Here is a 14,274-nt window from a genome sequence, read left to right as displayed (position 1 = left end):
GAAAGGCATCAGTTCTTAGCAACTGATGCCTTTCTTCACTTAAAGCGAAGGATCCCTGACTCCATGGGCCGCACCCACCCACTTTGAATCGTGGGTGGTCTCGACGCGCCGACTTAATGGTGTGTCGCCAGGATTAGGCGATCAAAGTGGGAGGTGGCGGTACGTGCGCCGTCTGTCTACCTGTCCTCCACGCCCGGGCAGCCCCAGGAGTTGGGGTTTTCTTGGCAGGTGTCGGCGACGAGTGCTTTTTCTGTTTTCCAGACGTGGATGGTTTTGGCGGGTGTGGTGATGTCGAGTGTTCCGTTGATGGGTAGTGGTGGTCCGTTGTTGACGGAGTAGGTGCCGGTGAAGTTGGTGGTGAGGCTTGCTTGGTAGTTGCCGGTGTCTGTGTAGGTGTGGCTGGTTCGGGTCTCGTTGTTGAGCCATTCGGTTTCGGGGATGGAGTAGCCGGCCGCGGGTGTTGGTCCGAGGGGGGTGCCGTCGCCGAAGGTGTAGGTGTAGTTGGCGGGTGTGGCGGTCAGGTGGACTGTTTGGCCGAGGATGGTGACGTCGAAGCCTTGTTCTCCCGTGGTGGCGTAGAAGTTGGTGGGTCCGCCTTTGAGGGTGTGGGGGAAGGGTTGTGCTTCGAGGCTTCCCGGGTTGACGGGAAGTTGTCGGAAGTCGTTGAGGATCCTGGCGGCGATGTTGGCCAGGACGTTCTCGGGTTCGGGGTCGTAGAGGCAGGTGGGTCCGCTGACGGCTGGGTAGTCGGTCCATGTCGGGTTGGTGATGGACTTTGGTGCCTGTCGCCAGATCACCGGTGTGCCTTCTTCGCCTCCCGGTGTCTTGGCCGGGCATTCCATCGTGAGGCAACCCCTGTCGGGAGTGTCCGTTCCACCTGATCGGCAGTGCACGTCAGCCATGTACTGATTTGGATCTTCCGCGGCGACGTCCTGTCCCAAATCCGTGGAGGGCACTCCGGTCACTGGATCGATGATGAACTCGGCGCCTACCGAAATTGAGCGATCACTGAAGCCGGTTCCTGGACTGGGCTTAGTGGCCGCCCAGGAAGGCCACGAAAAGGGGATCGTCAAAGCGAATAGAGCACCGACGGCTACGAATCTGACGGAGAGGGAGCTCATCTAATTACGCCAAGGTCCGTTGTAGACCAAGATCCATCAGCAAACTCACCAAAGAAGGCAGCCGCGTCATTTATTGCAGCTGTCGGCTCTCGACCATGCGAACCATCCACGTTTACGTACAAGATTTGCTGCTGCAACACTTGTACTTTTGCTGGTTGCGAGGCTGCTGAGGGCTCCCAAATAACGTCGATTACAGGCGTCTGGTACTTTCCGCCGACCAGCCATCGGCCCTCTGTATAGTTCGTGGCGACCCCTGACAAGAGGTCCGCACAGAGTAAACAGCTCTCATTGGACAGCTCCTTGGCCCTCGCTGTGTCGCCGGTTTCGTAGGCGTAGCTCAGCAGTTGGAACCAGTACCCAATAAACGCCTCCAGCCCCGCCTTCGAGTTCTCCTTCGCCAGCTCCGGCATCACCGGAATGGGCACGTTCTCCGCTTTCCCCTTCGCGTCGGCAGGCTTGTAGACAGGAGGCGCTGACGGAGTAGCCGACGCCGAGGGAACCGAAACGCTCACGGTGGGCGACGCCGTCGTCGAACTTGTTTCTGAAGGTGGGCCGCCAGACGCGGAGCCACCCTGGCAACTGCTCAGAAGCAGCGCAGCGGTCAGAACCAAAACCGCCGTTCGGACGCGAACGAAAGAAAAAGAAGCAAACAAATGGCGTGACATGACAGGCTCCCCAGCAGCTGTTTGGCGGTGTGCCGGTCAGTCTAGGCGGGGACGGGTAACCGTTCATGTCAGAAAACGGGGCCTGTGGATAAGCGGTCTCACACTAAGCAGGATCAGGGGGAGCGGGAAAAAGCTAAGTGCTACGTGGGGGTCCTTCAGCAGCTAACTTCTTGATCCAATCAGGAGTCACTTTTCCGAGGCGTCGATCCGTGACGAGTCGCAGCTGTGCCGCCGCGATCTGCACCCCGCGGTCCCGTGCTGCGGCGCCACGATCGATGCGCGTCGTTGTATCTATTGGAGACCGGATTTGTCCCGATGGTCCCACCGGTTCTGCACTCATCGCTGGCCTCTCAAATGATGTCGTGTCTAGTTGACTCATTGTTGCCGGAATCGGACTTCTGGTCCAGTGCGTTGTTCAGACCGGAACTTGGGTGATCAAGGAAAGGTTCACCGGATGAAGCGGTGCCCACCCGTCGAAGATCTGCCGCCTCTTCCAAGGGCTTCGCCCAAGCAACGGTTGTGATTTCGACTTCTTCCGAGCTTGGTGTTGACTCGGCCAAGATGGTCATTACCTGTAAGCCGACCTGAGCGCGGCGTGGCTCTTGGGGACAAGATACTGTCGAATGCCCATTCTGCCCTCCGCCACCACTCCGCCCGGTTGTCTGCAGCGCTCTTCTGACTCAGCGACTTCCAAGCGATCCAACCTGCGATGGCAGCCGCGGTCAGTACAGCCAGAGGAGCCAGAGCTGACAGGAAATGCCACCATTCGGTTGGTGCCGCGTGCAAGGTCACATTGACGGGAACAGGAACTGGCGGCAGCGTGGTCGCAACTTCAATCTAAAGAAGATGTCCCGGGAATGGGCGCCCTAGCGGTGGTATGTGGAAAGCACCTACCCCCGCAGCTTCTCCATATCCCGGCGGTCCTTCTTGGTGGGTCGGCCGGCGCCGCGGTCACGCTGGGGGAGACCGAGCTTTGGAGCAACGGGACGCGGGGGAGTGTGGTCGGTGAAGCAGTGGGACGCGGCTTCGGCACCCACACGCTTGGCGATGAGTCGCCGGACTTCGAGGATCCGTTCCCAGCCTGACTCCCGGACCCGGATGGTGTCTCCAATGATCACGCTCTGCGACGCCTTGACCGGGTTCCCGTTGATCCGGATGTGCCCTGCGCGGCAGGCGGCCGTGGCAGCGGAACGGGTCTTGTACGCGCGGATCGCCCACAGCCAAGCGTCGACTCGCACGTTGGCCGGGGACGAAGACGGGATGCTCATCATTGAATTGTCGCCGATAACAGGCATGTGTGCACTGCGGACTCAGTTTCAAGGCGTCAGGGGCGCCGGGCGGGCCCGTGAGAAACGAACCCAATGAATGTGACTTGCGGCAATTCAGCATTTTCGGTCTGCCTGCCGTAATCCGATGAAGCGGCATTCTGACGTAATTTCCATCGACCTAAGAACTCCGATCAAAGTAATTTTGGAAAACCGGCGGGAATCATGAGTGGGCGAATAATGTGTGTTAGCTTGTGACTCGTACTGACGAGTACGCAGTGCCCGAGTTCAATCTGCAAAGGACCTGCTCGCGCGGGAATAGCGTGATGTCACAACGAATCAGTTCAACGGAGGAACCGGCGGCGTCGAGCGCCGCTGCCCACACCATCCTTTCGCCTCGGACGTTTGTCTCCCTGGCCGGGACCATGTTTGCAGTCGATCTCCTTAGCGCCGGAAATGGAGCTATTGACCTGGCCTTCGTGGCCCCGTTCGGTGCCCTTATGGTGGCCGGCATAGGTTTGGGCGATCTCGTGACCGCACTTTTCATGGCCTTCTTCGCGGGAATCATCGACGTTTTTGCCGTGAAATTGGCTCGCGCCGAAGGGCGGAACGACGCCAGCAGGTTATTGCCCAAATTGTTTACCGCGCTGCTTCTCGTTGCTGCTGTCTGGACTGCAGCCGGAATGGTGGTCACCCGGGTTGTTCCCCTGATATTTGACGTTGTAGGCTCCGAGCCTGCTGTGGCTGCCATAGCCAGCGACTACTTGACCGTACGCATGATTGGCATTCCATTCACGTTGGCTCTTGCTGCCGTCTCGGTCACCCTCCGCGTCGTGGGGCGACAACGCGCTTCGATTGTCCTCATTGTGACCGTGTTCGTGTTGAATGCAGCCTTCAATGCCGCCTTGGTTTACGGCCCGCTGAAAGTGGTAGCAGCCAACCCCGTGATCGCGGTGGCCATCGCTACGGTGATCGCCCAGGTTCTCACTGCTGCCTGCGGGTTTGTTGTCCTCGCACGGCATTTCTCCCGAGGTCGCGGGGAAAGAGTTGCCGAAACTGATCAACCGCGAATCATCCCGCTTACGCGGGAGATGTTTGTAACAAGCCTCGGTGTCGGGTTGCGGCAAATGAACAACTACGCCGCTGCCGTGGTGCCCTTCATGCTCATCAGCCGTTTGGACGTAGCCACTGTTGCCGCGGCAGCGGTGGCTACGAGGATCTGGACTCTCTACTGTCGGGTTCCCCAGGCGACGCTCAGCGCTGTTGGCGTTTTTGTTGGGTACTCCCGGGGCAGAAGCCAGCAGGACGCCCACGCTGTGGTGCAACGTTCGCGTAAGTATGTTGTGTGGCCCAGTTTCATCGCAGCGGCTGGTGTGGCAGCGGCCGTGCCCGTTCTTGCCAAGGTCTTGGGCGGCGATGAGGTTGACGTCGGATTGGTGTGGATACTGACTGCTGCCTATCTCATCGCAGTACCCGCCTATGTTATAGAGAATTTGTGCGGGGAGATCTTGACGGTGGAACAGCGGTCGTCGTGGCTCTCCCTGCCATCAACCGTTGTCACGTATCTGATCACCATCCCGATTGCCATCCTCGGGATACTGGTGTGGCAATCGGCGATGGTTGCCGTTGCCTCCGCGGCCGTGGCGTCGCTTCTTCTTGCCCTGAGGTACAGCATGCGGACAAGGCAACTCGGCTATCGCATAATCGGGAGGTTCTGAGTGGCGCGCCTGACCACTTGGCCGGGAACCCGCCGTCGGGAACCGCGGGTGGCCCACCTGCGGCGGCTGTAGCGCGCAGTCCATCCCAAACTACCGCACCGTCACCTCAACCACCTGCGCCATGTTGTTCCCGAAGCCTTGATAGTTCCACACCTGCTCAGTGGGCTGCAGCGCGCCGGACGTATCCATTGCCCGGCACCTCAGAACGTGCTCGCCCGGGCTCGCGACCCACACCATGGACCACGACCTCCAGGCGAAATCACCCAGAGCAGGCTCGAGGTGCGCTGGCATCCATTCGCCGTCAATGCCTACCTCGACGCGCTCAACCTCGCCGTGCCCGGACCACGCGCGCCCGTGCAGCATCACGGGACCAGCGTCCACCACGCGTCGCCGGGTGTAGAAGTCCGGGATGCCCGGCGGAATCATGAGGGAGCGGACGCGGATGTGGCTCACGGGTATGCCTGGACCGTCAGGCCCTTGAAGGTAGTGGTACGCGACGGCCTGCTGGAAACCCATGAACCGAGACTTCACGGCCTCGATCGACGTCAACCACTTCACACTCGCCATGCCGTACCAACCCGGCACCAGCAGCCTGAGCGGGAACCCGTGCTGGATGGGCAAAGGGTTGCCGTTCATGGCGTAGACCAGCATGACTTCGGGATGCATCGCTTCCGCCACTGAAAGGCTGCGCGCATAAGGCTCCTCGACGCCTCCTTGGATGCCGTCGTCGGCGCCGGTAAAAACAAGTTCGACGGCGTCACTCGCCAAACCGGCTTCCTCCAGCAAGGGCGCCAACGGGGTTCCGGTCCACTTGGCTGTGCCCACGGCACCCAGAACCCAGGGTTGGCTGACGGGTCGAGGTTGCAGCAGGGACCGGCCATTGCCTGCGCATTCAAGGGTGACAGGCATGGTGACGGCGGGCCGGGCTTTGATGTCTTCCAGACTCAACTCGAGGCTCCGATTAACTGCGCCACCCAGGCGTAATCGCCATGTCTCCGCGGAAACGTGCGGGATATCGAAGTGGATCAGCAGGTAGTGAAGGCCGGCCGGCGTGATGTCGTCGTGCAGGGCCTCCAGTGGCATGGAGTGATTCCGCCCGGAGAGCTGCAGTTCTTCGTGGGTCAGCGGACCTTGGGTCGGTTGGCCGGGGTTGGCGGCCTTGGTTGCTCTTTGTTTGACATGGTGCTTGGACATGGGACGGCGGCGTTCTACTGGAAGTTAAACGCTGCGGAGTGCCGCAGCACTTAGGTCAAGGATCACGCCGCGGGCGAACCCCGTCAAGAGCTCGTTGTGAGGCCTGCTCTGCGCCCAAAAGCGAGCAGAGAGTGCGCAAAGCGGGCCCCACAACGCAAGGGAGCTACCGGCGTCGTAATTCCGGGTACTCAAGATGGGGTGCAACCGTGCCGGCGTCACGCTCTAAAAAGTTCACGGCCGGGGCAACGATGTCGTCGATTTCGTCGAGAATCGACTCGCTGAGCACCACATCTGCAGCTTTCAAATAGTCGGTGAGGTGGTCCTCGGTTCGCGGCCCGATGACCACGCTGGTGACTGCTGGGTGGTTCAGGGCGAAGCTCACTGCAAGCTGGATCAGGGTCAACCCATGGCGCGCCGCAAGTTGTGCCAGGGCATCTGCTGCGTGCAGTTTTCCTTGGTTAAAGGGCGCATTCACGTCGAAGCGGCCCGGAACCGCGGCCGATCGCGAACTTTCCGGCTGCCCGCCGCCCACTCGATAACCGCCAGCCAGCCACCCGCCGTCGAGCGGTCCGTAACTCAAAATCCCGACGCCGTACTGCTGGGTGATGGGGAAAACGTCCCGTTCATTCGCGCGTACCAAGAGCGAATACGGAACCTGGTCCACCACCGGCGGGGTCAGATGGTTGGTGTTCGCGATCCACTGGGCCTCTACAAGCTGGGCGGGGCTGAAAACGGACGTGCCGTAGTACAGGATCTTGCCCTGCCGGATGAGGTCGTTGAGGGTTGTGATGGTTTCCAACAGGTCAGTGCTGTAGTCCGGGCGGTGCGCTTGGTAAAGGTCGATCCTGTCCGTGTTCAGTCGCCGCAGGCTGTCCTCCACAGCCCGGACAATCCACCGGCGGGAGTTACCCGCGTGCGCAGGGTTGGAGCCCATCTGGCCATGGAACTTTGTGGCAAGGAAAACGTCGTCGCGGCGGCTGTGGATGGCCTGGCCAACCACGGTCTCGGCCTCGCCCTGCGAGTAGATGTCAGCGGTGTCAACGCTGGTGATACCGGCGTCAAGGGCGGCCTTAATGATGCGGATGCTCTCCGCTGGACCCGTGGGTGCGGCACCGGTGCCGAAGTTCAAGGTGCCCAGAGTGAGGGGGCTGATCAGGGCGCCAGTGCGTCCAAGCGTTCGTAGCTCGTTGAGGCTCATGTCGGCTTCCTGTGGTGGGACGGTGCTGGTGGGATGTTCAATCGAGGCTACACACGGCCGCCGGAGGCATAAACGCAAATGGTAGAAGTTCTTCGTTTTTCGTCTTGGGAGGTAATGGAAGCGGCCTTACTTCGCGACATTTCTTGACATGCGGCAACACAAATGTCTTTCGAATCAACAAATATTGCCGTTGCCCCAAGCAGGTGAATTATGGAAAGGAACGCAGGCGAACGCATGATAGGGGAAAGCGGAATGACACAGACCACAGTGGAAGAAACGGCGGCCATCAAGGCGGCATTTGCGCAGTTTCCGTCCGGAGTTGCTGCGTTCAGCGCGATGGTGGATTTCACGCCGGAAGCCTTAGTGGCATCGTCCTTCACGGTTGGCGTCTCGCTGGAGCCGCCGTTGGTGATGTTCGCCGTTCAGAACTCCTCCAGCACTTGGCCGAAGCTCCGTCAGGCCCAGCGCCTGGGCGTTTCGGTGCTCGCCGAGGGGCAGGAAGCGGCGGCCCTCCAGTTGGCGTCCAAGACGCGCGACCGTTTCGCCGGGCTGGATACCAGCGTGAGCGACTCAGGTGCAGTGCTGATCGACGGCGCGGTGCTGGGTTTTGAATGCGAAGTCATCTCCGAGACACCGGCCGGCGATCACGCGATAGTGGTTCTCGAGGTCAAAGCGACCACCATCAACCTTGAGTCGAAACCCTTGATCTACCACGGTGCGACATTCCGACAGCTGGCAGCATAAGCGTCAGCTGGCAGCGTAGGCGTCAGCTAGGAGTTGCGGCTGGCGCCGCTGAGCGAACCTTTTTGAATCGGGCTCGGAGACTTTCCACTCTTGGAAGTGTTCGGGCCTGGTTTCTTTGCCCCGTTGCTTGAGTTAGGGCGCTTGGCATCGCCGGTCTGCGTCGGTCCGTTGTCCGGCCTCTTCGGCGGGAAGTCCGGACGCTTTGGAGTCGGAGTTTTGCCATTGGACGACGGCGTGGGGTCGTCAAGGTCGCGGACAGTCACCTTAATGGCGGGCGGCTGTTGGGCTTTGGCTCGCGCCGCGGCGCGTTCGTCTGCTTCGGCCACAGCATCCGCCCAGTCCTTTGCGAGCACAGGCGGTTCCTTGGCGGCTGCGACGACTATGGGATGGTGGGCGGTCTGGTGTTCCACCACCGATTTCACCTCGGCCGGTTTCGGCAGGTTGCGGGGGTCGACTTTTGCCTTCCACGCGCCTTCCTTGAGCGTGGAGGACGCGCCCGAGAGCCGCCGTCGAACATCTCCCATGAAGTCGCGCTTAGGCGCGGCAGCTGCTGCCGGCGCGGTAACTGCAGCAGTTGCAGGGGCGGGCACGAAAGAAGGTGCGGGTTCGGGCACGAAAGCAGGCTCTGGTGCGGAAGGCGCGGAATCGTCGGCGTCAACATCCACGGGATCAGGCTTGCGCGCCGGATGCTGGGGGAGGTGAACGATGGGGGTGTGGTCCTTCTTGGGGAAAATCCCCACCATCGCCAAGAGGATGATCGACAGTAGCCGCCCAACTCCGGCGACCACCAGAGTGATGATAATGATCAACCCGAGCCCCAGGAACATCAGGACGGCGAGTCCCAGTGTGCCCAAATACGTCAGGTTGATGGCGAGTGTTGTCGGATCCTCCACGTTAGCCTCCCCTGGCCGTCGTTTTGTGATGCGCCCATTGCCCACCCAGCTTGCTTATATAGCCTAAGGTCCAGCACCGACGGAATCACGCCCCGCCCCACACTCCGGCAGGGTTGTTTCAAAGCTGTTATACGGCGTGGGAAAATGTGTTGCCCAGCTCTCATTTTCAGCCTCAGATTGGGACCTCGTGACCCCTGTTTCAGCCCGGCTCCATAACGGCGCCTGCCCGTGCCTCTCCGGCGAGCAGTACGTCGATTGCTGCGGACGCTTCCACCGGGGCGAGGCGGACGCGCCCACGGCCGAGCAACTCATGCGCTCCAGGTATGCCGCCTTCGTCGTCCTTGATGCCGGCTACCTCCTGCGCACTTGGCACGCCTCCACCCGTCCAGCGTCCATGGATCTCGATCCAGACATGGAGTGGCGCAGGCTGGACATCGTTTCCACGTCGAATGGCGGGCCCCTGGACACGACGGGCACAGTGGAGTTCGCTGCGCACTACAGGCTCGACGGCGAACGCGGCGTACAGCGCGAAATCAGCCGCTTCGTGCGGGAAGAGAAGCGCTGGTTCTATGTGGACGGGGACGTTCGTTAGCCGGTCACCGGTAGCTGCGGTGCAGGTTTTCCTTGGTTGAGGCGCCCGGCGAGGCATCGGCGATCCACGGGCCGGTTCCTTCGGACTGGTCCAGGACGCCGGCCTCCAACCAGGCGTAGTCGCCGGCGAGGACCTTGCGCGAAAGGTCGTGATCGCCGTCGTCAGTATTCCTCCACAGCTGATCGAAGTATTCGTCCACCCGCACGCGCGCCTGCTCGCAGAACGCCTCGGCCAGTTCGTACGCGGTAGCGCCTTGTTCCGGGTGGGTGCGGAGCAGCATTTCGGCGCGTGAACAGCACGCGGCCATGGCGAACAGCTCAGCGCCGATGTCCACGATTCTGCCCAGGAACGCCTGCTTGTGCTCAAGCTTGGCCTGCCACCTGCCCATGCCATAGAAGGTCTGCCGGGCAAGCCGCCGTGAGGATCTTTCAACGAAGCGCAGCTGCTTGGCCAAGCGCCCGAACTCAGCATAGGACCGCGGATCCATCCCGGCACCGGCCACGAGTTTCGGGAGCCATTTTGCGTAGAAGCCGGAGGCCCCGACGGCGGCCCTCGCCTTGTCTTGCAGGCTCGCATCCGCAGAGGCGAGGTCGCCCGCGGCGGCAAGGTGGGCGTCCACTGCATCGCGCGCGATCAGGAGTTTCATCATTTCGCTTGAACCCTCGAAAATCCTGTTGATCCTGAGGTCGCGCAGGAGTTGCTCCGCCGGCACTGCCCGTTCACCCCTGGCTTCCAGGGAGTCGGCTGTCTCGAAGCCCCGGCCGCCGCGGATCTGCACCAATTCGTCAGCAATGCGGCAGCTCAGTTCCGACGACCACAGTTTGGCCAGGGCAGCCTCGATTCGAACGTCCTTTTGGCCAGCGTCAGCCATCTCGGCAGACAACTCAAAAACCGCTTCCAATGCAAAAGTGGTGGCGGCGATGAACGCGATCTTCTTGCCCACAGCCTCGTGCTTGCCGATCGGACGGCCCCACTGGGTCCGTGCGTCCGACCATTCACGGGCGATCTTCAAACTCCATTTTCCTGCTGCCACGCACAGGCCCGGGAGGGAAAGCCGTCCTGTGTTGAGAGTGGTGAAGGCGATCTTCAGTCCCTGGCCTTCGCGGCCCAGAAGATTGGCTGCTGGTACACGGACATCGTGAAAACGGGTTACGCCGTTCTCGATTCCGCGCAAACCCATGAAGGCGTTGCGGTTCTCCACGGTGATGCCGGGGGAGTTCATCTCCACCACGAAAGCCGAAATGCCGCCCTTGTGGGCGGTTCCGTCGGCGTCGGTACGGGATGGTGTCCTTGCCATGACCACCACGAGCTCGGCGATCACACCGTTGGTGGTCCAGAGTTTGACGCCGTTCAAAACATAAGAAGAACCGTCTTGGGAAGGAACGGCAGTGGCGCCCATGCGCGCGGGGTCGCTGCCGACGTCGGGCTCCGTCAGGAGGTAGGCCGTGATGGCGCCGGCGGCGCAGCGGGGGAGGTATTCCTGCTTCTGCTCCGGCGTGCCGAAGACCTTCACGGGTTCCGGTACGCCGATGGATTGGTGGGCGGAAATGAGGGCGCCGAGGCTCGGATGTACCGACCCCAGTAGGGCAAGGGCGCGGCCGTAATAGACCAGTGACAAGCCCAATCCGCCATATTCACGCGGAATCTTCATGCCGAAAACACCCAGGTCCGCGAGCCCTTTCAGGTATTCGTCGGGAATCCTGGCATCGCGCTCGATGGCGCGGCCGGACATGGTTTTGGCGAATGTCACCAAGCGGGCCATGAATTCCTCACCACGCTGCACATCGTCAGTTCTGGCTTGCGGCCATGGGTGTATAAGACTGAGGTCAAAGCTGCCCAGGTAGAGGCCCTTGGCGAAACTGGGCCGGTTCCATTCTGTTTCCCGGGCAGCCTCGGCAACGGCGCGGGCTTCTTCTGCGGTGGCATTGACGCTTGCAGCGGTGAGACTGTTGTCAGTGGCGGACGTCATGGGATAACTCCTCTAGCCGGTGGTGCCGGATGGAGCCAGGATCCGCCTTGGGTGCGAACCCTTCAGCTGTCCCTCAATGCTACCCGCGAGTAGCTACCGGTGCTAGGGGAAACCTGCGGCTGGAATTCGCTAGGAATTTCCACTTGGCCAGCGTGGTGAACCACGCGGTCCCACGCAAAGTTAATACCGTGGACAAGGCCGCCCAGCACCGCCTTAATGGCGTACCAGGCAATGCCCATTGCTCCGATAAGAATAATTGTTGCCATTGCTGCTGCGGCAATAAAGGCCACCAGAATTGCAGCGAAAACCAGCGTTCCAATGAATACGTAGGTGGCTGTATCTAACGCAGTGAAGTCGAAATTCATGGTTCCCCCCGGGGCGACGATGCATGGGTTGACGCGGCGTGGCTGCGTCGATGCTCTGACACTAGGGGCGGGGGCACTTTCCGGCCAGAGCAGAAACGTGTTATGACGGCGTTGATATGGGATCGAAACCATACCGGGCGGTAGGTTACGGAATGGTTGCGGCGCTCTGCGTTAACCTTGTACGGGGCAGTTTTCGCTGCCCGCCAAGTTTCGCAGCAGCTGAAGGAGAGTAGTTGTCCCGTTCAGCCATGTCCTCCGCCGACGCCATCAGCGCCAGGCTTCGTGACCTCGAACAGTTGACCAAGGGCCCCGCCTGGGCTTTGACGCGATCGGCGCCGTGGGTGATCGCGGTGTTGCAAGCATCCTTTACCCGCACTCGACCGCAGCTTCCGCTCGAAGAGTTTCACGCCGACGTCGACGCTTTCCTTGAGCAGCTCCGTCGGCAGGACCCGGCGTTGGGCGGCCAGCAGAACGGCAAGCTATTCGGCGACGAATGGACCCGGAAGCAATTCCTGACAAGGCGCAACCAATCAGGTCAGATCGTCTACGAAGTTACCGAACCCGCGGCCCGTGTGCTCGCGTTTCTGGACAGCCTCTCCAGCGAGCGTTCCACGCTGAACGGTTCCCGGCTTGGCACGCTTCTGGGCGACGTTGAGAAGCTCGCCAACGAGACCAACCCGGACCAGAGCGCAAGACTGGAAGCCCTTGAAGACGAAATCCAAGAGCGCCAGCAGCTAGTGGAAGACATCAGCTCCGGAGAGTTCGACGGGCTCTTGGACGACGAAGAAGCCGTTGAAGCGGCGGGCAACATCCTGGACCTCGCGGCCAGCCTGCCGGCCGATTACAAGAAGATGCGTGACCGCATCGAAGAGCTGGTGGGCGAACTCCGCAACCAGATCATCGAGGAATCCCTGAGCAAGGGGGCTACCATGGCCCAGGTTTTGGAAGCCGACAAGCGCCTGCGGCAAAGCCCCGAGGGCCGCACTTTCCGCTCGTTCACCGCTTTTCTGGAGGATCCGCAGCAGCAGTTGCGGTTCCGATCGGCGATCGGGGAGGTGCTGAGCCGGCAGTTCGCGGATGACCTGTCCCATGAGGACCGCGAAACGCTGAAAAACCTGGTGGCCGAGCTGCGAACGCAGCACAGCCAGATCCAGCGGATCTATGGCAAGCTCTCCGAAAGCCTCAACACTTACATCCAGAGCGATGACGTCAGGCAGTCCGTCAGCCTGCGGAAGGTGCTGGCTGAGGCCGAGCAAGCCATCCGATCCATGCCGTATGAACGGGACCGACCCGGCCTGGTCCACGGACCCGCGCTTTTCAATGCCGGGTTCGAGTCGCTGGCCATGGTCAAACTTTTCGACCCCGACGAATTCGCAACACCACCACGTCTGGCCGATCCGATCGCTTTCAGCGACTCGGACAGGGTGCGGTCAGCGCGAACCGGCAAAGCGCGGCCTGAGCTTGTCCGGGCAGCCATGGCAGGTGCAGCCACGCTGGGCGACGCGTGGGAAAACCTGCCCGCCGAAGAGCGGCACATCAACACCGTGCGCACCCTGCTGTCCATGGCACTGCAGACCGGCGCGGCCTTCGACCGGGCCGCCTGGGAACACATCGACTTCGAACAAATCGACGGCAGCATCCGCACCGCGTACCTGCCTGTCGTCTCGCTGAACAAGGACTCTGATGACTGAAGAAATCACGACGACGGATATCACCGAAGCGGACGAGGTCACCGAAGAAGTGACTGATGTTGAGCCTGCTCCTGAAGTCAGCCACACGGACCCATTCCGAGTCACGCCGCGGGACACGTTCGTGGACGGCGCCGCGCTGTTCCCCGGCGACACCGGAGTGCTGCCCATGAAGGTGCGGCATGCGCTGGTGAAACTGCTCAAGGGCCCGTATATCGACGGTGGCCGCGATGAGAAATTGTGGACAACTCTGCTGGATAACCAGTTGATCCTCCGTAGCCGCCTTTCCGAGCTCTTCCTCACCCTCCAGCTCGATCACGACCGCAAAATCGCAGTCCTCCGTCCCGTTGACCCCGAAGTCATCGGCGCCAGTTCCCGTTCCAGCATCCTGCGCCAGCAGCGAGCCCTGAGCCGGGTGGAAACCATCGTCCTGCTGCGCCTTCGCCTGCTGCTGGACCGCCACGTCACAGCCCAGACTGACCCGACCATCACCCGGGAAGAAATCGCGGACCTCGTCGCCAACTACACACCCTCCGGCCAACAGGACGCCCTCCGCGACTCGGACGTTGTCACCCGCACCATCACAAAGCTCCTGGCCCGCCAACTCATCCTCCCCACCCCGCTGGATGACACGTACACCATCAGCAACGCCCTCCCGCTGGCACTCCCCTTCGAAAACATCGGCGACATCCCGGCCCAAATCGAGGCCCTGATAGCAGTAGCGGCCGACGAATCCGGCACGGAGCCCCTCCTGGACCTCGACCCCAACCAACCCACGCCCTCAGCTGACTACCTGGACGAGGACTCTGAAGGTGACGGGTCCGCTGACGTGAGCGCCGACGTCGAGCGTTCTTCGGATGAG

13 protein-coding genes and 1 pseudogene are annotated in these 14,274 nt (G+C 61.3%); 5 read left to right on the top strand and 9 right to left on the bottom strand.

Annotation, left to right across the window (positions count from 1 at the left end; genetic code table 11):
* Positions 1–176: 176 nt before the first annotated feature.
* The 4 genes from RIF72_RS15340 to RIF72_RS15325 form a co-directional block, all read right to left on the bottom strand.
* A complete protein-coding gene (locus RIF72_RS15340) occupies positions 177–1,121 on the bottom strand; it encodes a PKD domain-containing protein (protein WP_309075701.1) in 945 nt (314 codons plus the stop codon).
* Positions 1,118–1,633, bottom strand: a complete 516-nt coding sequence (locus tag RIF72_RS15335) for a DUF6318 family protein (RefSeq protein ID WP_309075700.1) — start codon at positions 1,631–1,633, stop codon at positions 1,118–1,120. Before RIF72_RS15335 ends, RIF72_RS15340 begins: the two co-directional genes overlap by 4 nt.
* Before the next feature lie 503 nt (positions 1,634–2,136).
* On the bottom strand, positions 2,137–2,355 hold the full coding sequence (locus RIF72_RS15330) for a hypothetical protein (protein ID WP_309075699.1): 219 nt from the start codon (positions 2,353–2,355) through the stop codon (positions 2,137–2,139).
* A gap of 321 nt (positions 2,356–2,676) precedes the next feature.
* Positions 2,677–3,057, bottom strand: coding sequence for an RNA-binding S4 domain-containing protein (locus RIF72_RS15325; protein WP_026267468.1), 381 nt, complete (start codon positions 3,055–3,057; stop codon positions 2,677–2,679).
* Positions 3,058–3,377: 320 nt separating this feature from the next.
* Here RIF72_RS15325 and RIF72_RS15320 point away from each other — a divergent pair, with 320 nt between their 5' ends.
* The gene (locus RIF72_RS15320) at positions 3,378–4,769 is read left to right on the top strand and encodes an MATE family efflux transporter (protein WP_309075698.1); all 1,392 of its coding nucleotides are present in this window, start codon (positions 3,378–3,380) and stop codon (positions 4,767–4,769) included.
* Between the two features lie 90 nt (positions 4,770–4,859).
* Here RIF72_RS15320 and RIF72_RS15315 read toward each other — a convergent pair whose 3' ends face one another.
* Positions 4,860–5,963: a sulfite oxidase gene (locus tag RIF72_RS15315; protein WP_309075697.1), complete on the bottom strand. Its 1,104-nt coding sequence runs from the start codon at positions 5,961–5,963 to the stop codon at positions 4,860–4,862.
* A gap of 163 nt (positions 5,964–6,126) precedes the next feature.
* Positions 6,127–7,161 carry an aldo/keto reductase gene (locus RIF72_RS15310; protein WP_309075696.1) on the bottom strand — a complete coding sequence of 345 codons (1,035 nt, stop codon included), beginning with the start codon at positions 7,159–7,161 and terminating at the stop codon, positions 6,127–6,129.
* 252 nt (positions 7,162–7,413) lie between these two features.
* Here RIF72_RS15310 and RIF72_RS15305 point away from each other — a divergent pair, with 252 nt between their 5' ends.
* Positions 7,414–7,905: a flavin reductase family protein gene (locus RIF72_RS15305; RefSeq protein WP_309075695.1), complete on the top strand. Its 492-nt coding sequence runs from the start codon at positions 7,414–7,416 to the stop codon at positions 7,903–7,905.
* A 26-nt stretch (positions 7,906–7,931) separates the two neighbouring features.
* On the opposite strand, the gene RIF72_RS15300 is transcribed toward RIF72_RS15305, so the two are convergent.
* Positions 7,932–8,798 carry a hypothetical protein gene (locus RIF72_RS15300; RefSeq protein ID WP_309075694.1) on the bottom strand — a complete coding sequence of 289 codons (867 nt, stop codon included), beginning with the start codon at positions 8,796–8,798 and terminating at the stop codon, positions 7,932–7,934.
* A 187-nt stretch (positions 8,799–8,985) separates the two neighbouring features.
* Between RIF72_RS15300 and RIF72_RS15295 the strand changes: the two genes are divergently transcribed.
* On the top strand, positions 8,986–9,390 hold the full coding sequence (locus tag RIF72_RS15295) for a YchJ family protein (protein ID WP_309075693.1): 405 nt from the start codon (positions 8,986–8,988) through the stop codon (positions 9,388–9,390).
* Positions 9,391–9,394: 4 nt separating this feature from the next.
* Here the strand turns inward: RIF72_RS15295 and RIF72_RS15290 are convergent, their stop codons facing one another.
* Together RIF72_RS15290 and RIF72_RS15285 are read right to left on the bottom strand one after the other, a co-directional pair.
* Entirely contained in the window at positions 9,395–11,359 is a 1,965-nt protein-coding gene (locus RIF72_RS15290; protein ID WP_309075692.1) for an acyl-CoA dehydrogenase family protein, read from the bottom strand.
* 62 nt (positions 11,360–11,421) lie between these two features.
* Complete coding sequence (locus RIF72_RS15285; protein WP_309075691.1) at positions 11,422–11,724, bottom strand: hypothetical protein; 303 nt, start codon at positions 11,722–11,724, stop codon at positions 11,422–11,424.
* A 233-nt stretch (positions 11,725–11,957) separates the two neighbouring features.
* On the opposite strand from RIF72_RS15285, the gene RIF72_RS15280 reads away from it, so the two are divergent.
* A complete protein-coding gene (locus RIF72_RS15280) occupies positions 11,958–13,415 on the top strand; it encodes a DUF3375 family protein (protein WP_309075690.1) in 1,458 nt (485 codons plus the stop codon).
* A pseudogene (locus tag RIF72_RS15275) lies at positions 13,408–14,182 on the top strand (DUF4194 domain-containing protein); the annotation flags it as partial. The gene RIF72_RS15280 and the pseudogene RIF72_RS15275, both read left to right, overlap by 8 nt.
* Positions 14,183–14,274 lie beyond the last annotated feature (92 nt).

This window comes from Paenarthrobacter sp. (assembly GCF_031180005.1).
GTDB lineage: Bacteria > Actinomycetota > Actinomycetes > Actinomycetales > Micrococcaceae > Arthrobacter.
The sequence above is the reverse complement of the archived record's forward strand: the minus strand, read 5'-3'. Positions and strand labels throughout refer to the sequence as shown.